The sequence below is a fragment of the Sediminibacterium sp. GW821-FHT12F12 genome (genome assembly GCF_058806635.1).
This window is the reverse complement of sequence record NZ_JBXAPW010000009.1, coordinates 1-25,244: the sequence shown is the minus strand read 5'-3', so window position 1 is coordinate 25,244 and position 25,244 is coordinate 1. Positions and strand designations below refer to the sequence as shown.

Here is a 25,244-nt window from a genome sequence, read left to right as displayed (position 1 = left end):
TGGTTAGTAGCCGGTTTTACCTAATTATTACAGCTGGCTCCGGAAAAACGATACATTTGCCGTCATTTAAATAATGGATAAGCTATGTTGAAGAAGTTTGCTCTTACTGTACTGATTACTAGTGTATTGATTATTTCTACCGGCTGGGGATTTCTGGTTCATAAAACGGTTCATCAGTTAGCCGTGTATGAGTTGCCGGAAACCATGCTGCCTTTTTTCTACCAGCAGATGGACTACCTGGTAACTCATGCCCCACGGCCGGATATGCGCCGGAATGAAGACAGTACAGAAGCGACCAAACACTTTATAGATTTAGAGATGTTTGGAGAAAGGGCTGCTAATAAAATGCCTTTAGATTGGAACCGCGCCATTCAAAAATATACAGCCGACAGTCTGCTTAAATATGGTTATGTACCTTATCATATTATATATATGAAAGGAAAGCTGACAGAAGCATTCCGGCAGGGAAACAAAGACAGTATCCTGTTTTATGCGGCTGATCTGGGGCATTATATCGGGGATGCCCATGTGCCTTTGCATACCACCGTTAATTATGATGGTCAGTTAACTGATCAGAAAGGGTTACATAGTTTGTGGGAATCGATGATCCCGGAACTTGAGATCGGTAACTATTCTTTGTATTCCACACACAAAGCTACTTATCTGAAAAAACCGGCCGAAACGATTTGGCAGGCAGTTCGGAAGGCAGCGGGTATGGTGCCGGATATGTTATTGAAGGAAAAAGAAGTGAGTAAAGGATTTACGGAGGAACAGAAGTTCCGGGTGCAGATCCGACGGGGCAAAGAAACCAAGAGTTATACAACTGCTTTTGCCAGGGCCTATGCAGCAGCCTTGGGAACTACCATTAATGAGCAGTTACGCAGTTCGGCAGACCTGATCGCCGATTTCTGGTATACCAGTTGGGTAGATGCCGGTAAACCCGATCTTTCCCGAATCAATACGGGATGGTCTGCAGCTTTACGACAGCAAGTGGAGGCAGAATTAAAGGCCTTCCACGAAAATAAACTGTTGGAAAACAAACTGTTACTTTCCAAAAAATCAGAAACGAGGACAGGCGAATAAGCAGGTAGAATTACTTACTAAAATAGGGTGTAAAAACGGTTGTCTGGCGGTAACCGTTTTTTTATTTTGAGGAGCTTTTAGTTCCGGCTTGGAGAAAATTGTAATGATCCTATGAAATTTTATATCAATAATCTGGCAGAGTTGTTTAGTCTGGTGGTGGCCATCATCTATTATCCTTACCTGAAGAACTCGGTGATGAAATGGGTTCTACCTTTTTTGGCGTTTGTCACGATAAGTGAAATGTATGCGCAAAATATTGGGTATGCTTTAGGTAACTCTAATATATCTAATATAAAAATATATGGATCTATTGCAATAGTAGAGTCGGTGTTTTATGGATATTTTTTTTATACAATAACTCTGAAGGAGATTTCAAGAAAGATAATTTTTGTCATATCTATATTTAATATTTTAATTAGCATATTTTTTTTCTTTCTGTTATCGGACAATCCTTCATATATGTATACAAACTTGATATTTCTATCAATCTTCTTTTCTCTTATATCATTAACGTATATCTACTCGAAATTTGTTAGTGATGAAGCTGCCAATTTGTTAGGTGAACCTGGTTTCTGGGTGGCATTTGGAGTGGCTTTATTTTTTTCAGGTGTGAGTGTTGTTTTTAGTCTGCATGACTTTAGCGTACGGCATAATCTTACTCTTTTGGGATTTAAGTTATACCATATAGTTCCTCAATCACTATGTGTATTATTATACCTCAGTATCTCAACTGCCATCATTCTATGCAAAAAGAAAGCCAGGATTTCGTTATAGCCATCATAAGTGGTACCTTGTTTATACTGCTGTTTGGTTGCATTGCCTTTCTGGTAGTGGTCAATTATGTACGTAGCAAGCGTAAATTACTGCAGGAGAAAATCGAGCGGGAAGCAGCCTTCCAGAAAGAACTGATGCATGCCCAAATGGAAATGCAGGAACATACCTTTCGATCCATTGCCCAGGAGATCCATGATAATATCGGGCAAATCCTGGGATTGATCAAGCTGAATGTGAATCTGCTGGGTTTTGAAATGCAAGGAAATGAAATTGTTGCCACACTCAGCGAACAGACTAAAAAAGCAATTGCAGAGTTGCGCGATCTGGGTACCACCTATCATACCGATAAACTAGCCGAACAGGGACTAATCGTTGCGGCTAAAAACCAACTGAACCAATTGCAGAAAACCGGTTTTTTTGAAACATCCTTCCAGTCGGAATTTGAAAAGTTGAATATTGAAAAGAATGAAATGATTTTTTTATACCGTATGTTACAAGAAGCATTGAATAATATTGTAAAACATGCCGGCGCCAACAAGATCTGGCTCTCTATCTATTCGCAGGGTGAAGAAGTATATATTACCTTGCGGGATAACGGCAGAGGCTTCAATCCTACCGATCAGACTTTTAAACCTGGTATCGGTTTAAACAGTATGCAGGAAAGAGCAGCCATGATAAATGTGCGGGCAGAAGTAAAAAGCATTCCGGGTGAAGGAACGACTGTCAATTTTATTTTTAAGCAAAAAAATCTATGATCCGGATAGCACTTGTTGATGATCATGTGGTACTCAGGAACAGCCTGGGTATCATGCTGGAAAAAATACCCGGCTATGAAATTGTGTTCGAGGCTGATAACGGGTTGCATCTAATCAAACAGTTAAAGGAAAAACCCGTACCCGATATCATTCTGCTCGATATCACCATGCCTGGCATGGATGGTGGCGAAACCGCCCGTTGGTTGAAACAGGAATATCCAGATATCAAGATACTCGTAGTAACCATGCTCAAAAGTGATCCTGCTATCATTCAGCTCATTAAAAAAGGAGCCAGGGGGTACCTGCTTAAAGACTGCGAACCATCCGAACTGATCACTGCCATCAATGCTGTTTACGAAACGGGCTATTACTATAATGAACTGTTTACGCCGGGTATCAAAGCCCAGAGCCTTTTACACAATCACACATCGCTCAGTACGAGAGAGATCACTTTTTTGCGATGGGCCTGTACCGACCTGACACATAAGGAGATAGCAGCAGAAATGCAGGTAAGTCCCAGAACCATAGATGGTTACAGAGATTCACTGTTCAGGAAGCTGAATGTAACTTCCAGGGTGGGTATTGTTGTGTTTGCCCTCAAAAACGGATTTATTCAGTTATAAAGTAATTCCGGTTCAAAAAAAACGGGATTTTTCCCGTATGCCACTTCGAATTCACTACTTAGTTTTACAGCATAAAGAGAAGTATACAGGCAGGATACCCATTTTGCCCGTTAAGCAGAAGTAGCGGCCCAATACCGGGGGGAATTTGGAACCGCTATTTCTGCCTCTTTCATTAGTTTGGATAATCAATTCTTCAGTTCGGCAAGTAACTGTTCAATTGTTTTTGGAAAGGAGAGGTTTTACCTCTCTTTTTGTATAATTACCTGTGCCACTCTTTCTCCATCCATGGCCGCACTGATAATGCCACCGGCATAACCGGCACCTTCCCCGCAGGGATATAGGTTTAATACCTGGGGATGAGACAGACCCACCGCATCACGCGGTATGCGAACCGGAGAAGAAGTCCGGCTTTCTGTAGCTACTACAATGGCTTCATTGGTCAGATACCCCCGCATCTTTTTACCAAAAGCCTGGAATCCTTTTTGCAGACTTTGGTAAATAAAACCCGGGAGTACCGTTCTCAGATCTGCGGATACGACCCCGGGCAAATAACTGCAGTTGGGCAGGCTGGCCGATGTTTTCTTGTTACAGAAATCCTCCATTCTTTGCGCGGGTGCCTGCAATTTTCCACCACCAGCCTTAAAAGCAGCTCTTTCTATTTCCTGCTGAAAATATAAAAGAGCCAGCGGATCTTTTTCCGTTACCTTATCTTTTCGGTTTGGATGGTTCAGGTAAGCCAGTGCATCCGCCATTTCTAGCTGTACCACCATGCCACTATTGGCAAAAGGATTGTTTCTTTTACTGGGACTCCAGCCATTTACCACCAATTCATCCGGACTGGTGGCTGCCGGCGCAATGATACCACCAGGACACATACAGAAACTGAACACCCCTCTTTCGTTCACCTGTTCTACCAGTCCGTAGGAAGCTGGTGGCAGATGTTCATCCCTGACTGTGCAATGGTATTGAATAGTATCGATCAATGTTTGCGGATGTTCAATCCGAACACCCAGTGCAAAGGGTTTGGGTTCTATCAGCAAACCTTTGTGATGTAACAGCTGGAAAATATCTCTGGCAGAGTGGCCGGTAGCCAGTATCGCCGCGTCGCCGTTGATCGTTTCTCCATCAGCTGTGCGTACAGCTTTTAGTGTATTATCTGTGATGATGAGATCCGTTACTTTCTTCTCAAACAGGAAAATACCTCCGCATTCCCTGATCTGCTCGCGGATCGCGGTAATGATATGGGGTAATTTATTGGTGCCTATATGCGGATGTGCTTCATATAGAATCCGCTCATCTGCACCGAAACGCCAGAAAAGATGAAGGATACGGTTAATATCACCCCTTTTGCTGCTTCTCGTATACAGTTTTCCATCGCTGTAAGTGCCGGCGCCTCCTTCACCAAAACAATAATTGCTTTCGGGATTCACCACCCCTTCTTTGTTGAGCGCAGCGAGATCGCGCCTGCGGGCTTTTACATCTTTGCCTCGCTCCAGCACAATGGGTTGTATGCCGGCTTCTATCAGCTGCAAGGCAGCAAAGAGACCTGCCGGTCCGGCACCAATGATAATAACTTTGGTTTTGGCCTTGCTAACATCGGGAAAATGAATGGGTAAACTATTCCGCTGTTCAAAAGGTTCGTTTACAAAGGATCTGACCGTTAGGTTGATCCATACCTGGCTGCGACTGCGGGCATCAATGGATTGTTTGCTTTTGTAAAAGCCGGTAACCTGTTCTTGAGGTAAACCCAATGACTGGGCTATGTACTGCCGGATAGTTGTATCATCGGCAGCTTCGGCCGGCTTGAGTTTGAGGGTGATATCTTTTTGCATACTGTTAGGTGTTTATCCTAAAAAGCAGGGAACTTTTGGAAAGTTTTAAAACTTCCCAAAAGTTGTTTAAAATGGTAAATCGTCAATATTATCCGATGGCGGTGGCATGTCATTGTAATTCACCGAATCATTACTGCCACTGGTTTGGCTCAGTTTCATGGTTTCCATACGCCAGGCATCCAGATTGGTGATATAATTCTCTCTGCCATCTTTTACCCATTTGGTTCCTTTGATGTTAAACTGCACTTTTACCTCATCGCCCAGATTGAACCTATCGGGCATAGAAGTTCTATCCTGCACACATTGGAACTTTACATAATTGGTAATTACACGCCCACCAATATCTTCTGATTTCTCAATCACAAATTCGCGTGTTTTGAACGTTTCCTTGCGCTGTACGATCTCAAATACAGCTACCAGTTTTCCAACAATTTCGTAAGACATGTCTGATTATTTAAAGTGTCCAAAAGTAGGATTAAAATCTGCTTTCGTTTCAAAAAAAACGCTTTCATGGCTGCATTAATATTGTACCTTTCGGAGAATAAGCCCGTTTACCCATGCGCAGGATTTTTGCTTTTATTTCCTTCCTCTTTTTTGGTATCAGTTCCTGCACCAGTATTCAGCCTGTTACCTCACTTTCTTTTAGCGATTACCGGATAGCCAAAGAAGCCAGAACAGATACGGCGTTAGCCGGTATGTTGGCTCCCTACAGAACAAACATGGATATTACCATGAACAAAGTGATCGGTTTCTCCAATACTCAAATGAATGTCAGGCAGCCGGAAAGTGGTCTGGGCAATTTTATGGCAGATGGAATCCGCGTAATGGCTGAAAAGAAATACGGGAAAAAGGTAGATGCAGGGTTTATTAACCAGGGAGGCATCCGGTCCTATATCCCCAAGGGAAATATTACTGTTGGAAAGATCTTTGAACTGATGCCTTTTGATAACCTTGTGGTTCTGCAAGAAGTGAAGGGTTCGGTGATGCAGCAGTTCTTTGATAAAATGGCTGCCGATGGTGGCTGGCCGGTATCCGCAGGCGTAAAAATGGAGATCAGGGATAAAAAAGCGATCAATGTCAGTATCAACGGCAAACCACTCGACCCGGCAGCAGTTTACCTGATAGCTAATTCTGATTATGTGGCCAATGGAGGGAGTGATTGTGAGATGTTGCGCCGGATTCCCCAGCAGAACAAAGGTTATCTTTTACGGGATGCGCTGATCGAATTTGTATCAGACCTTACCCGCCAGGGGAAACCACTGGATTATTCCATCGAAAAAAGGGTTGTCAATGTCAATTAACAGGAGAAAATTTTTAGAACAGGCCGCCATCACGGGTGGTGCGCTGGCAATTTCGCCGTTATTAGCCAAGGCGGAACCTCCGGTGGTAAAACGAATTACCATTTTACATACGAATGATGTGCATAGCCGGTTAGATCCCTTTCCGATGGATGGCAGCCGTAACCAGGGACTGGGTGGTGTAGCTGCCCGGGCAGCCCTGATACAGGAGATCCGCGACGAAGGAGGAGAAGTGCTGTTGCTGGATGCAGGTGATATCTTTCAGGGAACCCCTTACTTTAATATGTATAAGGGAGAGCCGGAAATGAAAGCCATGCAGAAAATGGGTTACGATGCAGCTACGATGGGTAACCATGATTTTGATGCAGGACTGGAAAATTTTGCCACCCAATTACGCCATGTACAATTCCCGATAATCATTTGTAACTACGATTTTTCGGGAACGGTAATGGAATCAAAGTTCCAACCTTATAAAATTTTCCAGAAAGGCGATCTGAAGATCGGTGTGTTGGGTGTGGGAATAGAACTGAAAGGGCTGGTGCCTGAGACCCTCTATGAAAAAACGGTGTACCTGCATCCCATAGAATCTGCCAACCGAACAGCGGATCTGTTACGTAAACAAGGCTGTGATATGGTGATCTGCCTCTCACACCTCGGCGATAAATACGATGATGATAAGGTCAGTGATGAGATATTGGCCAAAGAATCCTTTGATATAGACCTGATTATCGGGGGCCATACCCACCGTTTCTTCACAGAACCCCGTAAATACCGGAACCGGAGAGGGGGAGATACCGTGGTAAACCAGGTAGGTTGGGCGGGGATTCAGCTGGGGCGGCTGGACTACAGTTTTTCAGGCTACAAAAAGAAAAATCTGTCTAATGCCCATACTGTAGTTATAGGGAAAAAAACAAGGGAATAAAAAATTTTTTTTTCAACATAAAGTCTACATATTCGCAGCCCCAATTTATTTTTTTACTTATCCACATGTGGAAAAAAATAGATAACTTGAAGGCTTGGGATAAGTAATAAAGCAGAATAGTATAACTCATTATAAATTCTTTCTTTTTGTATGGCTAAGAACGCTGAATCAGTCTGGAGCAATTGTTTAAAGATCATCAAAGACATTGTAGAATGGCAACATTTTAAAACATGGTTTGAACCGATAACACCTGTTGAGTTAAAAGCAAATGTTTTAATGATACAGGTTCCCAGTCAGTTCTTTTATGAATACCTCGAAGAGCATTATGTGAACCTGCTGGCAAAAACATTAAAAAGGGAACTTGGAAAAGAAGCGAGGTTGGAATACAGGATCATGGTTGACAGCGGTAATACCAATGGACGCAATGGCTCTATGGATGTACCTGCCAGCAACATGAAAACATACAATAACAACGAGATGAATTTCCCGTTGGTGATCGATAATCCTGTTAAGAATCCCTTTGTGATTCCGGGCCTGAAAAAAATGCAGATCGATCCGCAGCTGAACCATATGTATGTGTTCGATTCTTTCATCGAAGGCGACTGTAACCGTGTAGCCCGCCGAGCCGGTAAAACGGTGGCAGAAAAACCCGGTGCCAATTCCTTTAATCCATTGGTGATTTATGGCGGTGTAGGTCTGGGTAAGACCCACCTGGCCCAGTCTATCGGTAATGAGGTGAAAAGACTGCATCCCGGCAAAGTAGTGCTGTATGTAAGCAGTGAGAAATTTATTAACCAGTTTCAGGATCATAGCCGTAATAACGCGATCAACGACTTTATTCATTTCTACCAGCTGATAGATGTACTGATCATTGATGATGTGCAGTTCTTCAGTCGCGCAGAAAAAAGCCAGGATGCGTTTTTTGCCATCTTCAACCATTTACACCAGAGCGGCAAGCAATTGGTATTAACGTCAGACAAACCACCGAAAGACCTGGATGGCATGCAGGAAAGGCTGCTGAGCCGTTTCCGCTGGGGATTGAGTGCCGATCTGCAGATCCCCGATTACGAGACCCGTATTGAGATTCTGGAAAAGAAGATGAAAAACGATGGTCTTGACATGCCCAAAGAAGTAGTAAAGTATGTAGCCTATAATATCAATACCAATGTTCGTGAACTGGAAGGGGCATTGATCTCATTGCTGGCCCAGTCCTCCCTTAATAAAAAAGACATTGATGTAGAACTGGCTAAAAAAGTGCTCCGCAATTTTGTTAAGACCAGCAGCAAAGAGATCACTATCGATGCGATCCAGAAAATGGTATGTGAGTATTTTGATGTGTCTTACGACAAATTATTGCAGAAAACCCGCAAACGTGAGATCGTGCAGGCGAGACAGATCACGATGTACCTGGCCAAAGCTTTTACCAAAAACTCCCTCAAAACCATCGGAGAGCATTTTGGTGGCCGCGATCATACCACGGTGATCCACTCCTGCCAGACCGTAAAAGACCTGATGGACACAGATTCTATCTTCCGCGAAAACGTGATGGAACTGACCCAGAAAGTGCAGCTGGCGGCTATGTAAGCATATTTATACAACGCATTATAAAAACATCCCGGGCGTAACCACGTTCGGGATGTTTATTTTTCAGGTTTTTGGGATACATTTTTGGCAGTTAACTATTGGCAACCTATTTTTGCAACCCTCTCTGAAAAGAGAAGGACGGTGAGGTGGGAGAGTGGCTCAATCCAGTAGTTTGCTAAACTGCCGTACGGGTTAAACTGTACCGAGGGTTCGAATCCCTCCCTCACCGCTCTCATTCGCCAAAGCTTCAGCGAAGGCGGATTGGGTACCGGAAGTAAGAGATCCACCTATGCTGACGCTCGGGCGGATGAATCGGGAAGTAGCGCAGGCCGGTAGCGCACCTGGTTTGGGACCAGGGGGTCGCAGGTTCGAATCCTGTCTTCCCGACCAAAGAGAAGATCAATCGAAAGATTGGTCTTTTTTTATTTCCTGAAGTCAGTGATTCGTGCATGTACTGGAACCCTTATCCAGCGCGTGTTTCAGCCAATTCGTCTTGTTTTTTCCTTGCGACAAATTGGCTTTCTCCTCTTACAAAATGTTAATATCAACTTGATTTTTCTGCATAAGAATGGCAGAAAATATCAAAAAATATCAGGCTTGATTTGAGTAAATCCTTGAGCCGTTTCAGGCACACAACTTGAACTCAAGGATTTTTCGATAACAGATTGGTTTGCAACTAATTAAGGAAATTTTATTTGACTTGATTAGGCGTAATCCGACTTGGATTCGAACCTGCGGGACACGTAGAAAATGTGCAGAAAGCATCAAATCATTTCAAAACGAAACTCAAAAAAGCCTGTCATGACAACGACACACACTTTTGCGGTTGATATTATCATCCGCCGCAACAAATCTGACAAAGAAAAAGCGCTGATCTATGCCCGGATCACAGTGGATGGAGAAGCCAAAGAAATTTCATTAAAAGAAAGTATTGCCGTTTCAGAATGGGACAGCAAAACAGAAACCGTTACCGGTAAAACTCTCCGAGTAAAATCAATTAATAATGCGATTGCTGAAACCAGGGATGGCATCAAGCATAAATACCGGTGGATGCGAGCGGAAGAAATTGACATCACAGCAGAATCTGTTAAACAATATTACCTGGGAGAAGCCATTCCACAGAAAGGCAAACAATTATTCGACCTCCTGGATTACTTCTCGAAAATCTTTGAAGACAAATTAAAACACGGCGGGTTCAAAAACTATAAGACAACCGTCGCATATATCAAAGCGTTTGCTAACCAGCAATTCGATAATCAAACCGTTTACTTAAAACAGGTTGATATGCAATTTGCAACGGATCTTGAATTTTACATCCGCAACCAGCCTTTAAAGGAATTTGATCCCTGCCTCGGCAATGGTGTTGCCAAACATATCCAGCGTTTCAAAAGAATTATGAATTGGGCTGCAGAAATCAAATGGGTCAAGATCAATGAAATTGATCATTATAAATGCCCGGTCAAAAAAACGCACCGTAAAAAACTCACCATGCAGGAAGTGCTGCAACTGGAAAGCAAACATTTCCAGGACGAGAACTTAAACTATGTGCGTGATCTTTTTATTTTCTCCTGCTATACCAGCTTCGCTTACATCGATGTAATGACTTTGACAGAGGAAGATTTTGAATTTACCGTGGACGACAAAATATGGTGCCTGAAATACCGTGTAAAGTCAGACGAATTGCAACGGGTTTTAATGCTGAAAACGGCTACCCGGATTCTGAATAAATACCGTAACAAGGAAACCTTCCAGGAAAGGAATACCATCTTCCCGTTCCTTTCCAATCAATATGTGAACCGTTGCCTGCATGTCATTCAGAACGCCTGCGAGATCACGACACCTATGACTTTCCATGTGGCGCGGCACACATTTGCCAAAACAGTCGCATTGAAAAACGGCGTTCCGATGGAAACTATACAGAAGATTATGGGCCACACAAAGATTACGACTACACAGATTTATGCGGATGTAGATGAAGAAAAGATCATAGACGACTTCGGCAGACTCGAAGAAAGGCTCGATCAAAAACGCGACCAATTCCGCGCGAAACAACTACGTGCGGTTTAGGTCATTCATTATTTCAAAAACTTCAACAATGGAAAACAGTTATATCAATTTTATAAAGGACATCAAACAACAAATCATCCAAAGCCGCTACAATGCGGCTAAATTGGTAAACAGGGAACAACTGCTTCTATATTTCAATGCCGGCAAATCATTATCGGAAAAGGTTAAATCGGAAAACTGGGGTGAAAATGTATTACAGAAACTGGCGGACGATCTCCAGAAGCAATTGCCAGGATTGAAAGGGTTTTCTTATGGAAGCATGCGAAAAATGCGGCTGTTTTATGAGATTTACCATGACTTGCCAATTTGCTCCCCAGTGGGGAACAAATTAAAGGGAGAAAGAAATTCCCTAATTGGGCCGTCAGTGGCGGCCCAATTACAAGAAAGTAATAATCAAGACTTTGAATTGTTTTTTGCTATAAGTTTTACACACCACTATGTTATCATTACAGCAGCAAAATCCAGTGAAGAACGCTGGTTTTATATACAAAATGCAGCAACTAACGGATGGTCAAAACGGGATCTTGAACATCATATAGCAGCCAGTTTATTTCAACAGCGCGGACAATTACCCAACAATTTCAACCAATCTTTAGAGGGCAATTCCAAATTGAACGCGCTCGATGTTTTCCAGGATAATTACCTGTTTGATTTTATCCAGATGGAAGAATCAGATACCGAGCGGGTATTTGAAGGCAAACTGGTTTCGCAGATCCGTGATACGATCATGGCACTGGGAAAAGGTTTTTGTTTTATTGGTAATCAGTACAGGCTGGAACTGGCTGGTGAAGAATTTTTTATTGACCTGTTGTTTTTCAATCGTGTCTTAAACGCACTGGTTGTATTTGAACTCAAGACAGGAAGATTCAGACCCGAACATGCAGGGCAGATGAATTTCTATCTAAATGTACTGGATGAAAAAGAAAAGAAGCCACACGAAAATCCAAGTATCGGCGTGATACTTTGCAAAGAAAAAAACAATACGGTAGTTGAATATGCTTTCAGGAACGTAGAAAAAGGAATGGGTGCAGCAACGTTCAGTACCTCGAAGAAAATGCCTGACCAATTAAAGGGAATATTGCCCGATCAAAACACGTTATCTAATTTGTTATAAGACTATTATTTCGACAAGCCCCAAATAAGGAGTCCTGCGATGATAAAACCTGCAGCAGTTTGATTCGATTGACGTTTACGGGATCGTTCGAACTGCTGTCTAATGTTCATTTGATGCCTGCGTTGCTCCACCAACTCCTTCGAAATGAATTGAGGTGAAGCAATACCTAATGGAATCTGTAAATCTCCCTCAATATTCACCAGCTCTGGAATTTGTTTGAGCCTTTCCGACTGTAAAATTCTTTTTGCATCATTCAAAGCTGCGCCAGGAAAAATGGCGTGGTAGCCACTGTCTATATTGACGTTGTAAATGCTTTTCAATAGTGCAAGTGTAAATTCACCACCATGTCCGTCACGGTTATCAATCGCAACTTGTCCCGGAGAAGCTGCATACATTTTCATTTTACCCGGAGGCGAGTTCAGGATGTAACGATCAAACATTTCACGCGCAGCTGAGTAACCATCCGCATGTTTCCACCGCTCCATTTCTTTCGGGAAGCCACTGATGGTATGGTAATATTTACGACAGGAATCCAGCAATAAAAATTGTCTTGGACCTGCTGCATTAAAGAGGTAATCATCTTGCAAATCATTTCCGTCCAAACAAATGAAATTGTTACCGTAAATATCCTGGTTGCCATGCCCTGAAAAATAAACGAATTGATAATCTGCGTAACTACTATGAATTGCATTCAGGACTTCATCCATTGTTGGATCCGCCAACACAATTATTTCTGGCTCGCGCCATGCACCACCACGGGGAGAAAGCAGGAACTGGTAGTAGTTCTCAATATCATTTTCAACCCCATGCAGCCTGTCCTCACCACGACCGGGCGAGCCGATCAATACTGCTTTACGTGTCGGTGGTATGTACAATGGCTGATTCACTGAATTCAATTTACAAATTATCCATCAACTATGCGTATTCCGTTTAACCAACCCGGAGCAGACAACCGCACTTTCAACAGGCTGCACCGCCAACGTCCCTTTATACGATCCTGCCCCCTTGTTTTTTCCTTGGCAACCACCCGTAAAAACCCCCTAGGGTGTTTGACAAGGAAAAATACATCCTCCAGCGATCTATTGCATCATTCTTTGTGCATCTCTTTCCGCTATCAATCGGTCCACTTCATTTTCCACCAGGTTCTTGATGTCTAGCTTGATCTGGAAATAATTATCGAGCACATCTTGGTTAGACAAATCATACACTTTTGGAATAGGCTTAAACTCTTTCATCTCTGCATTGATCAAATCGGTATCCTGAACAAATTCTGCATGAAACATTTTCAGTTTTATTTTTTCATTCGGGTCATCTGCCACCATACCTACAAATTCGCCTGAGGAAAGTGCTGCAATTTTTGAAGCAGGCATGGCATGTTCTAACTGCCACGATTTACTTGTCGAAGTGTCAGTGCGATTGATGGACATACTTTCCTTTTGCTGTACGATCTTTCCGAAACGTTCCGATAACATTTTGGCGGTATCACCCGTCACTTGCCCACTAATGATGTTCCCGCAGATATTGGTGATCACATCTGCCTGTTCCTTCCCGTAATCTTTGCGAAGCTGGCTGAAGTCCTGCATGGCCAGTGTTGTTGCTACCTTATTGCTTCGCGCTGTTGCAATGAGTCCATCCATATTGTTAAAGAAGATAGTTGGAAACTCGTCAAAGACCAGCGAGCATTTCTGTTTTCCTTTTTTGTTTACGATCTTAATCAACCTTGAAATATACAGCGACAATACTGCGCCATAGGTCGAAAGTTTTTCAGGATTGTTTCCGACACAAATTACTTTCGGCTTGAAAGGGTCATTTATGTCGAGCGTAAAATCATTGCCTGATAGAACCCAGTACATCTGAGGTGATGCAAGACGCGCCATTCCAATTTTGGCACTTGCGATCTGGCCTTCGAGTTGTTCCATCGCATCGTTCTGGAAGGCGGTAATAAAAGGGTTCACCAGCACTTCAATTTCGGGAATGGTATTGAGCACAGGAAAGAGATCATCGTACTGCGCCTGCATGAGTTCGATCACGTGAGGCAGCGTACAATACCTGCCATCTTCAAATTTGCGCAGGAACCAGATCACAGCCGTAACAAAATTGATAGGTGATTCTACAAAGAAGTCTCCCTGCTTTTTGATCCATTCACGATTCAGTCCCAAGAGTATCGTTCGTGCGGATTCTGTTGCATCGGTAATGTCGTACATGGATTCGGGGTCAAGCGGGTTGCAGCGGTGTGAGCAAAGCAGGTTATCGAAATTGATGGCATAAAAAGTTGGTGGGTTTACATACGCCGATTGGTTTTGCTGCAACCAGTTGTAAGCAGCCCTGGAAAGATCATCGTACTTAAAATCATAAATGAACATACCGAATCCTTTTTGGATCTGTTGTTTGATCAGTGGCAGGATCACGAACCAGCTCTTACCTGCACCCGGACTTCCTGTAACGAGCAGGCCGCGAAAAGGGTTAATGATGTTAACGCGACTTTTGCGTACTGCATGTTGCAAACGGTAGCTTCCTGAAAAGTTGATCGAGAATTCATTGGTCAGCAATCGTTCTTCCTGCGGGAAGGTTTCGTTGATCTCGTTGAATACATCTTTTTTTAACTGTTGCTGAATCAGCCGGGATGCGCGTGTTCCACCTGCCATAAAAAGAAAATAGCCCAGAGTAGTGGTGAGCATGTATGCACAACCGATGGTTGTTTTTTGCCCATTGATTTTTAAAATGAAACTGCTTAAGAAATAAATCAGCAGCCCGGAAGCTATCAATGCCAAGAGTATTTTAATGTTACTGTCTTCATCTTTCTTTCCCTGCGCACCTAATAAAGAAACAATGAGTAAAATCAGCGAGATGATCTTTGCATTTTGAAGGTCAGCAAACAATCCTGTCCGTGCAACGCCGAGCAGCAGGTTATCAGAAAATTCTGAATAGAGACCCCAGTGCACGAATGCACCATAACAGAAGTAATAAAAATTCAGCAGCAATACAGCAATGCTGAGCCACCTGGTCATGTCCAATATCTTGCGTAAGTCCTGTTCGTTTTCTCCAGTTGACATAATGATTGATTTTTAGGTTATAGTTTTCGTTTCTTTTTCTTTCGTTTGTTCAATAGTTCTTTCGGCGTGTTAGTGAGTTCGTTTTCGGGTAAGAGCATTTGTTCCAGTAAAGAAGGATGGTTTGATAAATGCTGTTCGTTCGCTACGATGTGCAGATCCTTTGAGTGTTCGGATAACTGTTTGTACAATCCTGCAATGCTGTACGATTTTCCGATTTCGGAGCCATTGAATACGCTACGGTTGCGATGGTCGACAAAAGTGATACCGTAGATACGGCCCTCTGCGTTTTGACGAAGTACCGTGGTAATGTTTTCTCGTTCGAGTGCAGCGATCAAGGCATTGAGTGTGGGTGGATGCGTGTTCAGTATTTTGTCGAGTGTCACCTGCAACGATAAACGCGGTAGTTCGCGATCCGATTTGTTTTCTTCGAATCGTTTTTCCAGGTGGCTAAGTGTTGGTTTCCCGGCGATGGTGCTCGCTTTGATGGGAACCCCGGCGGGCGCTCCGTCCCGGTCGAGCAGGCGGAACAACAGGCCGCCTTTGCGATAAGTAAAACTGTCCTTGTTGCCGCGGTCGGCCACCACACCGAAACCTTTCAGCACGGCATTGAGTTCGGCAAGCGATGTATAATTGTAAACGTTCACTACCTGCTTCAGTACATTTGAGATCGTGCGCTTGGTGTCGTTCTTTCCATACACTGCTTTCATCAATGGAGTGTGAGAAACTTCATTCAGTATTTTTTTATTTTCTGCGCGCACGAGATTGTATTTTTCTTCGATCGCTTTGCGGGCAGGTTCGGAACGATCGCGGGCGATGTTGTGCGTGTCAATTCGAGAACCGTCTTCGTGGATCAGCGTGGCAAGAATATGGACGTGCGGGTGACCTGCATCATCGTGCCTGTAAACGAGATAAGGCTGATTTGCAAAACCCATGCGCTGCATATAGTCGTTTGCGATCTCTGTCAAACGTTCATTGGAGAGTGTTTCCGAGGGATCAAAATTCAGCGAGACGTGCAGTGTTTTGGTAGTTGCCCTGTTGTTGAGATCGTTTCGCTCCTGCAGCCAATAAAGTTTATCATAAAAATTTAATTGGTTGACAGCGCGTGGAAAATGGTTTTCTGCAATACATATCGCCAGGCCACGTTTCACTTTGTGTTCGTTGTAATTGAGCGTTTCCTGCATACTCGCAGGTGTGGTGATGCGTGCGACCATCAGGCGTTGTTTTTTGGAATCGTTGTGCAGATGATCTCGGCAGTTAGTGTGATCTGTTTGCGTGTGCCTTCGTATTCATTGATCCAACTGCGGAACTCCGGGATCATTTTTAAGGTGTGCAGTTTTCGTACGGCCTGGTTAAAATTCTGACCGACGGCATTGAGTTCTTTGCGCAGGCGGATGATCTCGTTGGTGAGAGCATCCTGCGATGCATCACGCGTGAGAATTTTTACGGGTTGATCGAAAGCAATTTTGCGGATGTAGTCGCTGTTGTTTCGCTCTGTTGTTTTTTTGCGGTTTGTTTCGAGTTTATCGAATTCTTCCTGGTTCATGCGCACGTTGACCCATCGGTCGCGCACTTTTCTCGTCTTATCCATCTTCACATATTTTATTTTTCTTCAAGCACGAACGAGTTCCGAGTGAGTGCCGATGAACCCAAACGTGTAACGTTTGTACATCTTGCAGCCGGCGCCAAGACGGCTGAGATGAACGAGGTTCAGGCAGCTTTTTTAAAGCTCACTGGAATTGATACTATAAAATTATTGAAGATAAAAAGATGTGGAGCAAGCTGCCTGAATTTCGGGCAGGTGGGATAAAAATTAACGCGGATTGGAGATAAGTCTAAGCGGAGAAAATTGCTAAAATGAGAGCACATAACCATCCTGGCAATCGGCTGCTTCGGCAGCTGCTTCAAGGTAGGTGTCAAATGATTTCAGATCACCGTTTTCGTCCAGAACAAAAGCAGGTTCGTGGAACCTTTTAATGACATAAAACGGACCATCATCGGGCGGATCATTTGGATCGATTTCCATGAGCATGAATACGAGATTTTTCATGGCTTTATTTTATGGTTATACAATTGGTATAGGATTGGTTGAAAAGGTTTTCAGGTTCAGGAAAAAGCCTCGGTAAGATGCCATTCCTTCGCGGAACAAAGACCACAATAAAGATCCGCCGATGGAAGCCAGGCTGCTATTGATAAAAAGGTCCTGCCTGTTTAATGCTTCCGCCAGCGAACAACTGGGTTCATTGCTGTCGTCTGCTTCGATGAGTAAATCCCGGTATTCATCCGTAATAAATGGCAGGTTGCAAACCGTTTTGAACTTCCTGGATTTTGGCTGTTCAATTTTTGAAACGCTGGCGAGAACAACCTGACCAGTGAACCGGCTGTTCCCAAAATCCATCCAGTACAAAGAGCGATCTCGATGGTTGTAATTTTTGCATTTGGAAAGCATTGCAGCGATCTCAAAACGCGCCTTTGCTGTATCGACGCAGGTAATGATAATGTTACCCCAATTATGGTGATCGTTCGCTGAAACTTTGTGCTGGAAAGCTTTCCAGTTTGTACCATAAAAACGGTTGATCCTGTTGATCAGCGCAACGGCCTTCGGCAAGCCGACTTCCGACTGCGCAAAATTCTGCCTGCCCCGGTTCGCGTTGGTAATGATATCATCGTCGTAGACCTTTACAAAAAGGCCAGGATGGCCCAGTTCATTGAGCGAATAATTGATCCGGCCCAATTCGGTCAATACTTTGCTTCCCGTTCCGCCTACACCTATCAGCGTTACTGATACCGGATTGGTTGGTGCGAGCAGGTATTTAGCCGTAAAATGGACTGAGTGTTTATTGGTTTTCATTGATGGTATTTTTTACGGTTTCGTTAAATGGAAGAAGTTCATTGACAGGAAAGATTGCTCCGGGTTTGCTAAGCGTATGGTAGAGTTGAATGATATTGCCTTTGACGGGTGAAACCTCGCCGATCAGGTGCGAGAAGTGACTGTTGAAAAAATAGTTTTCCCAAGTATTAATCAGCGACTGTAAATTATCTACCTCTTCTAAGGCAATGTCTACTGTTCCCATGCATACCTGACCTGTTTCATGAATATTGAAAAAAGGAGCTTTGAAAAGATGTGTTTTATCAGTCGGACGTTTATTTGATTTCAACGCAAAGACATACAGGTGATCCTTTGTTGCTTTCCAAAGTAGTGCGGGCAAATGATAGGCCTGGGAAGCAATCCCAAGTGACTTACGGAAAAGCAGTTCACGTTTACCCGACTGCGTGTACCATACTACCATGCCGTCTCCTTTTGAACGTACATAAAGTATATTAGCTGGCAGGACTCCCAGTGGTTCGAAACAATGAGTTTGTTTTTCGAGACCGGAGGAAAGTATCTTGCCCAGTTTCTGGCTTTCCCGAAGGCTCAATGGATGTGCATTAATCATCCTGTTCTCAGGTGAAAAATCATAGGCTTCGACGAAGCTTTCTTTATTTCGCCCTGACGACTGGTAGATGACGATTGATTTAAAAGGAAGATATTCCTTTGTAAAACGCGTTGAAATATTTTTCATGTCAATTGATTTAAGATTTCTGCGAGAGAACCGATCGCATCCTGTAATGCTTCTTCAAATGAAAAATCATGTATTTGTTTTTCCTGCTCCGTGTCAAATAATTGCAACGCCATTGGTTGATCCAATGCTTCGCGCTCCTGAAGGTCCGAGTTCACATATTCTGTATACTGGTCGATCAGGATGCCTTCAGTGGACCAGCAGAAAGTAAAATACTGGTACAGGTAACCCATTTCTTCGATCTCTGAGTGTAGAAATTTTCCGCTGCTATTATCTGTAAATGAACGGTCAGGATATTTCGTGTACAAATCAAACAGCGTTTGAGCAGAGCTGAGAAGTCGTCTATCAAATTCATTGACCGGTTCAAAGGATAGAATGCGCTGCGAAAACTGATCAAGATGAATCGGTTTTTCAACCTCCCGGTTAAGGATTTTTAAACAACGTTTCATGTAGGCATAGAGCAGGTAATATCCCTTGTATTCTTCCTCTTCCATGAATGATTCTTCATTCTCGATCCACTCCTGGTTGGTTTCATAGCAACCAAAAACATAACTCCCCTGATCACACAGTTCCATGCCTGTTTTTTGGTACAGGTAAGCGTAACACGATAACAGCAATCTGAAAGACTGAAAATTCCTGGCATGATGTAAGCGGCCGAGTGCGTCCATCGGCATCATCAGTAGTGTTAAGTTCGTGTCGTATTCACGGGCAGTGGCGAGGCATACTGATCCATCAATTTTGGAAACGATCACCAATTCAAGTAAGCGGTCTTTTTTTGCCAGTCGTTGTTTGGCATGTTCAAAAGAATTGGCGATGTTAGAAGGATATGGCAGATTCAGGAATCGTCTTGGCCTGAAGTGATAAAGTTTTGACAAATGATCGAGGCTCGCATAGTAAGACGTTTCGATTGCAGCAATTGTCACTTTGTTGTTTAGTGCAAGGTGTGTTACCGGAGTAAACTCCTGTTTTAAAAAAGCATAGGAAGCATCGATGGCGGCAGGCTTTGCTGTTTTGTTTTTCTTATGGTTGCGGCGTCGCCTAAGTAATCCAGTCTTTCTGCCCAGTCTGCGATCTGTCTGTATTGTTTCCATAGCTCTTTTTGTTTTTCCTTAATCAATGTTCTTTGTTTTCGTTTTTTCATCTTTATCCTTTTGTGCCAAGCGTGGTTACAAATTTGTATTCTATACGATCATTGGCGATTTCAGGCCCTTCAATTTTAGCAGTAGTGAGAATGGGATATGCTCCGGAGAAAAAGTTTAAAACCGATTCCGGTGTAAAATTTGGTTCGGGATCCGGCAATTCAACTTCGTTACCTTTGTTATCAAACCTGAATATTCGTGGCAGTTGTGTTGCTAATAACATAACGTTTCATTTTAAAATTTTAATGATTAGTTGTTGTCCTCTTCTTCTTCTTCTTCTTCTTCATTCTCACCGGCATCCTCCTCATCCTGATCCTCTTTGTCATTGTCTTCATCGCTGTCCTCATTGTTTTCTTCCTGGCTTGCGTCATGTTCCGGATTTACCTCCTCGTCAGCGCCAAAGAGGGAAAGTGACCCGTGTTTTCCTTTCAGCTCCTGCGTCTTTTTGGCGATTTCAGCAGCGTATTCAGGATACTCTTTTTCTTTTGGTAACTGTGCGATAGCCTGACCATATTTTTGTTGTTTTTCCAGTTCAGTCACTTTCTTCATCTGTTCATCAAATTTTCTACGTTTGCCACTTGAACCAGTCGAGGTGACGTTATTCCTTGTTTCATTATCCTTCTTCGTTTTGTCCAGTGCTTTTTCGTGGGCGGACAGGTTGCAAAGGAGTGTGTTCTGTTTTTGCACAGGTTGCCCAATAGAATCGAAAAATCCCTTGTCCAGATCATCGGTAAAACCAGCGAGTACAAGGGCTGGTATCTGCTTAACAGACTTGTCTTTGATATCATCATGTACAAGTAAGACAGAGACAAGCATTTTATTATCCGGTTGACGTTGAATGTTCAGGCGAAAATTACCGTCAAGGTTCAGTGATGCGAGTGTAGAAAAGAAATTGGTTTGCATACAACGAGGTTTATTGGTTTATAATTTGTTGGTCAGTTGGAGGAGTCAGTAATTGCTTTGCGATATAGATGGCATTGTTGGTGATGTGGCGCTGCCATGCGCCTTGTGAAGGCGACCAACGGAAGCCATTTGATTTGAGTTTTTTTCGCATCTCTTCTGCGGGAATTGCATCGAATAATATCTGCACCCGGTTGGCCTCCACATTAATGACGATACGGGCATCTCCGATGCGGATATCTTTGGTTTCAAGCGCCTGAAGTTTTTCGAGGTGCGTAATGCGATCCTTTACCCGCCTGATCTCTGCTGAATTGTTCGAAAATTTGTAGTGCGCGAAACCGAAATCGTTCGGCTGGTGCAATTCCTCCCACATGGTTTCAGTACCCATATCAAGTGCCAGAAATGCTGCTTTATCTTTTTTACGAAGGCACTGGTTGGCAGCTTTCATGAACAATTGATTTTTTTCAAGACTTGCCAGCTTTTCTTTCAATTTTTTAATCGCGTCGGGATCATCGGACGAGATCGCATCATTGGACTCAATGGTTTCCGCTTTTTCCTGGTAATACTTTGCTTTGTCTTCCGCCTCAAATGCTTTACCGAACGTGTTGTGAATTTTGCTCCGGTAATTGCGATCTGAACTTTCGCTGTGATGGCCTACCATAATCGGTTGTCCAAATGGAATCATGGATGCCATTTGTTTTGCTTTATCGAAAAGTTCGCCTGATAACTTTTCATTTTTATCCGCCTGTTTTTTTGCGTTTTCTATACGTTTGCGTTTTCTTTCTTCATAGTCGTGTTTCATCGTTATTCTTTTTAGAATTGAACAATTGGTTAATTGAGTTTTGCCAACTCCTGTAGCTTTTCGAGAATGTCAATCCAATAGGATTTCTGAACCTCTTCGAAATCACGGAACCTTTCGTCCGTTTCGAAATAGCCGACAAATACATTTGCCTGATCGATGGCTGCGTGCAGGTTCGTAATCGTTATTTTTTTACCGTTGCTATCTATGATGTGCATAAAAAGATATTTAAGGACGGCGATGTTGATCGCCGCCCTTGTGATCAATTGAGGATTAGTTCACCTTTAGCGAAACTGTTGCAGAGATCGAATGCCACCTGTCCGCGTTGCTGCGCCAAGCCTCCGTACAATACTGATTTCATTTTGGCGGTATCGTCCTTGTATTTGCGGACATTCTGGAAATAACCGGTGATGCCGTTGTAGGCCCCAAAGAGTGTTCCGCGCGTGGTTTCCAGTTGTTGTGTGTCATTGACCATCGCGTATGTAAAAGCGCTGTCACACATATTCTGGTAATAGGTGGAACACTCATCGTTTTTACCAGCCTGCAATGCAGCGAGTGCTTCTTTATTTGGTACAAGTGTTTGCTGTATCAAACTTTTTATCTGTTTATCTGATACCGTCACTTTAGTCCATTGGTTGAAGATCTCTTCCATTTCCGCAGACAACCTGTTGCTGATGCCCATCAGTTTATGCGCCTGTTCCAAGCGCTCTTTGGCATTAGCTGTATGCCTGATCTTGATCGCACCGGTATTATTGCGCAATGCGGCATTGAGCGTATTATTACAACAAATGCGGATCGGTGTAAATGCTGCCATGATGCTACCGAAGCCATCGTGAGATGTTGTGAGAAATAAATATTTCTCCAGGCAATCATCGTTTCCAACGCGGATATAGCCGGGCAGTTTTGCCGTAATAAAAATGCGCTCTCCTTTACCCAGCGCTCCAGCAGTTTCATACATGATACCTTCACCATCGACGATCGAATCGAAGAAGGAGAATGCGTCTACATTCTGCACGATTTCATAATCCTTGCCGACTACACCGAGGACTGTTTCGTTATCCGTGCGGATCGTTGCGAAATAATCCGGAACCTGTATTTCAGGAATTTTGATACCGGTTTCATCGTCAGCGTTCTGGTTCTCATTATCGTAAGTGAAAATCGCCCGCTTCTCTACTGTGTAATCAAGCCCGGCAAATTGCAGCGCTTCCCTGCTGCTCGGATACTGATCTACGATTGTTCCCAGTCCGTGCCATGCTTTTTCCTTTACGGAGAAGAAACTGTGTTTGCCGGTGGCATCGTTGAAATGGAGTTGATGTGCCATAGTCGTAATTTTTTAAATGAATAATGTTGTGTAAGCAAATCAGAACGGCAGGTCTTCTACCGGTTCGGTAATCTCTGCGGCAGTAGCTGTAGATGCGGCTTCCATTTTTTTCGAGTGAACGAGTTTGATTTCGCTGGCGTGGCAGTTGATGCTTGCCTTTGCATTTCCTTGCAAATCATTGTAGGCATTGGCGTACACGCGACCGGAAACCGTTACGATGGCTCCTTTGCGTAAGATCTTTGTGATGCCTGTTCCCATCCACCATGCTACGTTGATGTAGGTAACAAACTCTTTTGTTTCCGTTGATCCTTTCGGGCGGTAGCGATCATTGATGGCTACTGAAAAGTTGACAACTTCTTTGTCTCCTTTTACTGTGTTTACTTTTGCGTCTGCAGTGATCCTTCCTGTGAATTCCATAACATTTGTTTTTTTTGTTTAATAATTTGCAATCGGGGTTTTCTTATCAATCCCCGCGCACAGTGAAACAGCGGGGGTTGATAAGAAACCGCCGATTCACCAGCCGTTTTTGCTGTGGAAAGAATTGACGCCTGTATAAGCGCCCGTTTGGATATTGTGAAAATGTTTTTGTGTGCTCGATGATGTTGCTCATTCAAATATTTTATAGTGAATGATGGGCGCGAGGGGGCTTATCAATCCCCTCGCGCAAGTGAAACGGAGGGGTTGATAAGCATCCGGCTGTGATCGTATTTAATGGGTAGCCGGTAACAGGGAATAGGAAGTACAAGAGTGCGACGCAACGAAGACTGATGGATGTACAGTGGCCGGTAACAACCCACTCATTACAAACCGCCTGTAGTCCGTATCATCGAGAGAGGAAGTATTCTGTAACAAGCTGCTGCAGGGTTTGTGCTGCCAAGTGTTTTGTTCGCGAAGAACCGTTCGGTATTTGCGCTGCTGTGTCTTCGAAAGTTGAATGTCCGCATCGCTCATATAACGGTAGGTCCAGTCGTATTGAAATTCATTGATAAAGCAGGAGGTTATGCGGATCTTACGTTTCTTGTGATCGTCGATGAAACCTAAAGGTTTTAGTTCTATCAATTCGGCTTTGCCGGTCTGCCAATTGCGGTTAAAAAAATCAGGGCGATAACAAAGCAGGTCCTCTTTCATGCCGGGTGTTAGCTTATCAAGATTGTAATACATTTCAAAACCGTTCCGCAGCCAGGCATGTGTTTCTTCGATCATCAATACAAAGCGGAACTCCAGCAATGAGTCGAGGATATTTCCGTTGTAAAAAACGGTTTGGGATTTATATTGGTAGTGGTTGAACATGGTGTTAAAAATTTATAGTAAACGCATCTGTTTCCATTTTGGGTTCTGCGGACGCCGGCCACTGATGATGAGATCGGTTAATAAATTATCCGGAAAAGCATGACCTATGCGGCGGCAGTATTCATTGAACCATTGCGTTACTTCTGCAACGGTATTTAAGGAAGCTGCGCATTCGAAGTCATGTAGTTGCTGTTCGTCCAGAATGATCTCATCATCGAAAACAATTTTGTATTTCCAGTCGAGGTTTTTACGGGCGATGTAATTCTCTGCAACCGCTTTTCGTAAGTCGAGCTGCGGATGGTTTTGAAAAACACGCGGTTTGATCTCGATCAAATGCGCTTCGAAAGTCTGCTTGTTGCGCACCAGGAAATCGGGCGTATACCGCAGGTGGCATCTTCGGATTTTGTCAAGGGTGATTTTTGTTCCGGGATGATAATAAATGGACACGGGTGAGCGGAGGAAATAGTAATCCTCCATAATGCTCATGGCGTATTTGAGTTCGGTGAGGGAATCAAACCTGCATCCCCAACCGGACAGTTTTTTCACGCCCCGGTATGGCATAATATTTCGCTTGGCTGGCATGGCTTTCAAGGTTTTATCGTGGAGGAATCAACGGTCGAGGTTCAGGAGTTCAGAGGCTCGCACTTCGGTGATGGATTTGATCTCGCCCGCTTTGTTTTTAAAGCTGCGGTGGCGGATCTCGCCTTTGACAAGGACATGGCTTCCACGGATGAAATTGCCCGGAACTTTTTCCGCCAGGAAATCCCAGGCAAGAATTTGGTGCCAGGTAACTTTTTTTATGATGCTACCGTCCTTACGGCGGCGGAAGTAGTCGGTGGCTATGGTAAAACGCGCCAGTTTGGAGCCGTTTACAGCGGTGCGCAGGACCGGATCCTGTCCGAGGTAGCCGATTAACTGAACTGAGTTTTGTGTTTTCATGGTGCTTTGCGATTTTGTACCACAAAGCTGAAAAGGATGGACGGGGTAACCTGTTTAATACGGTTTTAAAACGGTCTGAAACCGTTTTGATACGGTTTTGGAGATTTATTAAATTTGAACGTGTTGTGCTATTGAAAACTCAGAGCATGTTTGATCTGAGCCAGTTTTCTTCCATTTAAATAATTTATCCAGTG

General features: G+C 43.5%; 27 protein-coding genes and 2 tRNA genes. 10 read left to right on the top strand and 19 right to left on the bottom strand.

Annotated elements, in window-relative coordinates:
* The first annotated feature begins 84 nt into the window (after positions 1-84).
* From AC1RNB_RS12985 to AC1RNB_RS12975, 3 genes are all read left to right on the top strand, one after another.
* Positions 85-1,083, top strand: a complete 999-nt coding sequence (locus tag AC1RNB_RS12985) for a zinc dependent phospholipase C family protein (RefSeq protein WP_493083409.1) — start codon at positions 85-87, stop codon at positions 1,081-1,083.
* Between the two features lie 743 nt (positions 1,084-1,826).
* Positions 1,827-2,612, top strand: coding sequence for a sensor histidine kinase (locus tag AC1RNB_RS12980; protein WP_493083407.1), 786 nt, complete (start codon positions 1,827-1,829; stop codon positions 2,610-2,612).
* Positions 2,609-3,235: a response regulator gene (locus tag AC1RNB_RS12975; RefSeq protein WP_493083405.1), complete on the top strand. Its 627-nt coding sequence runs from the start codon at positions 2,609-2,611 to the stop codon at positions 3,233-3,235. The genes AC1RNB_RS12980 and AC1RNB_RS12975 overlap by 4 nt, the downstream gene beginning before the upstream one ends.
* A gap of 239 nt (positions 3,236-3,474) precedes the next feature.
* Here AC1RNB_RS12975 and AC1RNB_RS12970 read toward each other — a convergent pair whose 3' ends face one another.
* Together AC1RNB_RS12970 and AC1RNB_RS12965 are read right to left on the bottom strand one after the other, a co-directional pair.
* Positions 3,475-5,067 (bottom strand): NAD(P)/FAD-dependent oxidoreductase, encoded by a 1,593-nt coding sequence (locus AC1RNB_RS12970; RefSeq protein WP_493083403.1) that lies wholly within the window; start codon positions 5,065-5,067, stop codon positions 3,475-3,477.
* A 66-nt stretch (positions 5,068-5,133) separates the two neighbouring features.
* Positions 5,134-5,511 carry a DUF3127 domain-containing protein gene (locus AC1RNB_RS12965; RefSeq protein WP_493083401.1) on the bottom strand — a complete coding sequence of 126 codons (378 nt, stop codon included), beginning with the start codon at positions 5,509-5,511 and terminating at the stop codon, positions 5,134-5,136.
* Between the two features lie 113 nt (positions 5,512-5,624).
* On the opposite strand from AC1RNB_RS12965, the gene AC1RNB_RS12960 reads away from it, so the two are divergent.
* From AC1RNB_RS12960 to AC1RNB_RS12930, 7 genes are all read left to right on the top strand, one after another.
* Positions 5,625-6,368 carry a 5'-nucleotidase C-terminal domain-containing protein gene (locus AC1RNB_RS12960; protein ID WP_493083400.1) on the top strand — a complete coding sequence of 248 codons (744 nt, stop codon included), beginning with the start codon at positions 5,625-5,627 and terminating at the stop codon, positions 6,366-6,368.
* The gene (locus tag AC1RNB_RS12955; protein ID WP_493083399.1) at positions 6,358-7,287 is read left to right on the top strand and encodes a bifunctional metallophosphatase/5'-nucleotidase; all 930 of its coding nucleotides are present in this window, start codon (positions 6,358-6,360) and stop codon (positions 7,285-7,287) included. Before AC1RNB_RS12960 ends, AC1RNB_RS12955 begins: the two co-directional genes overlap by 11 nt.
* 150 nt (positions 7,288-7,437) lie before the next feature.
* Entirely contained in the window at positions 7,438-8,871 is a 1,434-nt protein-coding gene (dnaA, locus tag AC1RNB_RS12950) for a chromosomal replication initiator protein DnaA (protein ID WP_493083398.1), read from the top strand.
* 140 nt (positions 8,872-9,011) lie between these two features.
* Positions 9,012-9,100, top strand: a tRNA-Ser gene (locus tag AC1RNB_RS12945).
* 84 nt (positions 9,101-9,184) lie between these two features.
* Positions 9,185-9,261 (top strand) — tRNA-Pro (locus tag AC1RNB_RS12940).
* A 411-nt stretch (positions 9,262-9,672) separates the two neighbouring features.
* On the top strand, positions 9,673-10,938 hold the full coding sequence (locus AC1RNB_RS12935) for a site-specific integrase (RefSeq protein ID WP_493083396.1): 1,266 nt from the start codon (positions 9,673-9,675) through the stop codon (positions 10,936-10,938).
* Positions 10,939-10,966: 28 nt separating this feature from the next.
* Positions 10,967-12,052: a PDDEXK nuclease domain-containing protein gene (locus tag AC1RNB_RS12930; protein WP_493083395.1), complete on the top strand. Its 1,086-nt coding sequence runs from the start codon at positions 10,967-10,969 to the stop codon at positions 12,050-12,052.
* Between the two features lie 5 nt (positions 12,053-12,057).
* Here the strand turns inward: AC1RNB_RS12930 and AC1RNB_RS12925 are convergent, their stop codons facing one another.
* The 17 genes from AC1RNB_RS12925 to AC1RNB_RS12845 form a co-directional block, all read right to left on the bottom strand.
* The gene (locus AC1RNB_RS12925; protein WP_493083394.1) at positions 12,058-12,939 is read right to left on the bottom strand and encodes a caspase family protein; all 882 of its coding nucleotides are present in this window, start codon (positions 12,937-12,939) and stop codon (positions 12,058-12,060) included.
* Between the two features lie 192 nt (positions 12,940-13,131).
* Positions 13,132-15,105, bottom strand: coding sequence for a conjugal transfer protein MobC (gene mobC, locus AC1RNB_RS12920; RefSeq protein WP_493083393.1), 1,974 nt, complete (start codon positions 15,103-15,105; stop codon positions 13,132-13,134).
* A 17-nt stretch (positions 15,106-15,122) separates the two neighbouring features.
* Positions 15,123-16,316 carry a relaxase/mobilization nuclease domain-containing protein gene (locus AC1RNB_RS12915; RefSeq protein ID WP_493083391.1) on the bottom strand — a complete coding sequence of 398 codons (1,194 nt, stop codon included), beginning with the start codon at positions 16,314-16,316 and terminating at the stop codon, positions 15,123-15,125.
* Entirely contained in the window at positions 16,316-16,693 is a 378-nt protein-coding gene (locus tag AC1RNB_RS12910) for a plasmid mobilization protein (protein WP_493083390.1), read from the bottom strand. Before AC1RNB_RS12910 ends, AC1RNB_RS12915 begins: the two co-directional genes overlap by 1 nt.
* A gap of 261 nt (positions 16,694-16,954) precedes the next feature.
* Positions 16,955-17,152: a hypothetical protein gene (locus AC1RNB_RS12905; RefSeq protein ID WP_493083388.1), complete on the bottom strand. Its 198-nt coding sequence runs from the start codon at positions 17,150-17,152 to the stop codon at positions 16,955-16,957.
* 15 nt (positions 17,153-17,167) lie between these two features.
* Positions 17,168-17,953 carry a PRTRC system ThiF family protein gene (locus AC1RNB_RS12900; protein ID WP_493083386.1) on the bottom strand — a complete coding sequence of 262 codons (786 nt, stop codon included), beginning with the start codon at positions 17,951-17,953 and terminating at the stop codon, positions 17,168-17,170.
* Positions 17,940-18,665 carry a hypothetical protein gene (locus AC1RNB_RS12895; RefSeq protein WP_493083384.1) on the bottom strand — a complete coding sequence of 242 codons (726 nt, stop codon included), beginning with the start codon at positions 18,663-18,665 and terminating at the stop codon, positions 17,940-17,942. The genes AC1RNB_RS12900 and AC1RNB_RS12895 overlap by 14 nt, the downstream gene beginning before the upstream one ends.
* Positions 18,662-19,753: a hypothetical protein gene (locus AC1RNB_RS12890; RefSeq protein ID WP_493083382.1), complete on the bottom strand. Its 1,092-nt coding sequence runs from the start codon at positions 19,751-19,753 to the stop codon at positions 18,662-18,664. The genes AC1RNB_RS12895 and AC1RNB_RS12890 overlap by 4 nt, the downstream gene beginning before the upstream one ends.
* Positions 19,754-19,805: 52 nt before the next feature.
* Entirely contained in the window at positions 19,806-20,024 is a 219-nt protein-coding gene (locus tag AC1RNB_RS12885; protein WP_493083380.1) for a PRTRC system protein C, read from the bottom strand.
* 26 nt (positions 20,025-20,050) lie between these two features.
* Positions 20,051-20,704 carry a hypothetical protein gene (locus tag AC1RNB_RS12880; protein ID WP_493083378.1) on the bottom strand — a complete coding sequence of 218 codons (654 nt, stop codon included), beginning with the start codon at positions 20,702-20,704 and terminating at the stop codon, positions 20,051-20,053.
* Positions 20,705-20,714: 10 nt separating this feature from the next.
* Positions 20,715-21,503, bottom strand: coding sequence for a DUF3560 domain-containing protein (locus tag AC1RNB_RS12875; RefSeq protein ID WP_493083376.1), 789 nt, complete (start codon positions 21,501-21,503; stop codon positions 20,715-20,717).
* Between the two features lie 29 nt (positions 21,504-21,532).
* Positions 21,533-21,718 (bottom strand): hypothetical protein, encoded by a 186-nt coding sequence (locus AC1RNB_RS12870; protein ID WP_493083375.1) that lies wholly within the window; start codon positions 21,716-21,718, stop codon positions 21,533-21,535.
* Positions 21,719-21,762: 44 nt separating this feature from the next.
* A complete protein-coding gene (locus AC1RNB_RS12865; protein ID WP_493083373.1) occupies positions 21,763-22,821 on the bottom strand; it encodes a DUF932 domain-containing protein in 1,059 nt (352 codons plus the stop codon).
* Between the two features lie 39 nt (positions 22,822-22,860).
* The gene (locus AC1RNB_RS12860) at positions 22,861-23,238 is read right to left on the bottom strand and encodes a single-stranded DNA-binding protein (protein WP_493083372.1); all 378 of its coding nucleotides are present in this window, start codon (positions 23,236-23,238) and stop codon (positions 22,861-22,863) included.
* Between the two features lie 291 nt (positions 23,239-23,529).
* On the bottom strand, positions 23,530-24,111 hold the full coding sequence (locus AC1RNB_RS12855; RefSeq protein ID WP_493083370.1) for a hypothetical protein: 582 nt from the start codon (positions 24,109-24,111) through the stop codon (positions 23,530-23,532).
* A gap of 12 nt (positions 24,112-24,123) precedes the next feature.
* Entirely contained in the window at positions 24,124-24,693 is a 570-nt protein-coding gene (locus tag AC1RNB_RS12850) for a TnsA endonuclease N-terminal domain-containing protein (protein ID WP_493083368.1), read from the bottom strand.
* Between the two features lie 27 nt (positions 24,694-24,720).
* Positions 24,721-25,050 (bottom strand): single-stranded DNA-binding protein, encoded by a 330-nt coding sequence (locus AC1RNB_RS12845; RefSeq protein WP_493083366.1) that lies wholly within the window; start codon positions 25,048-25,050, stop codon positions 24,721-24,723.
* Positions 25,051-25,244: the final 194 nt, after the last annotated feature.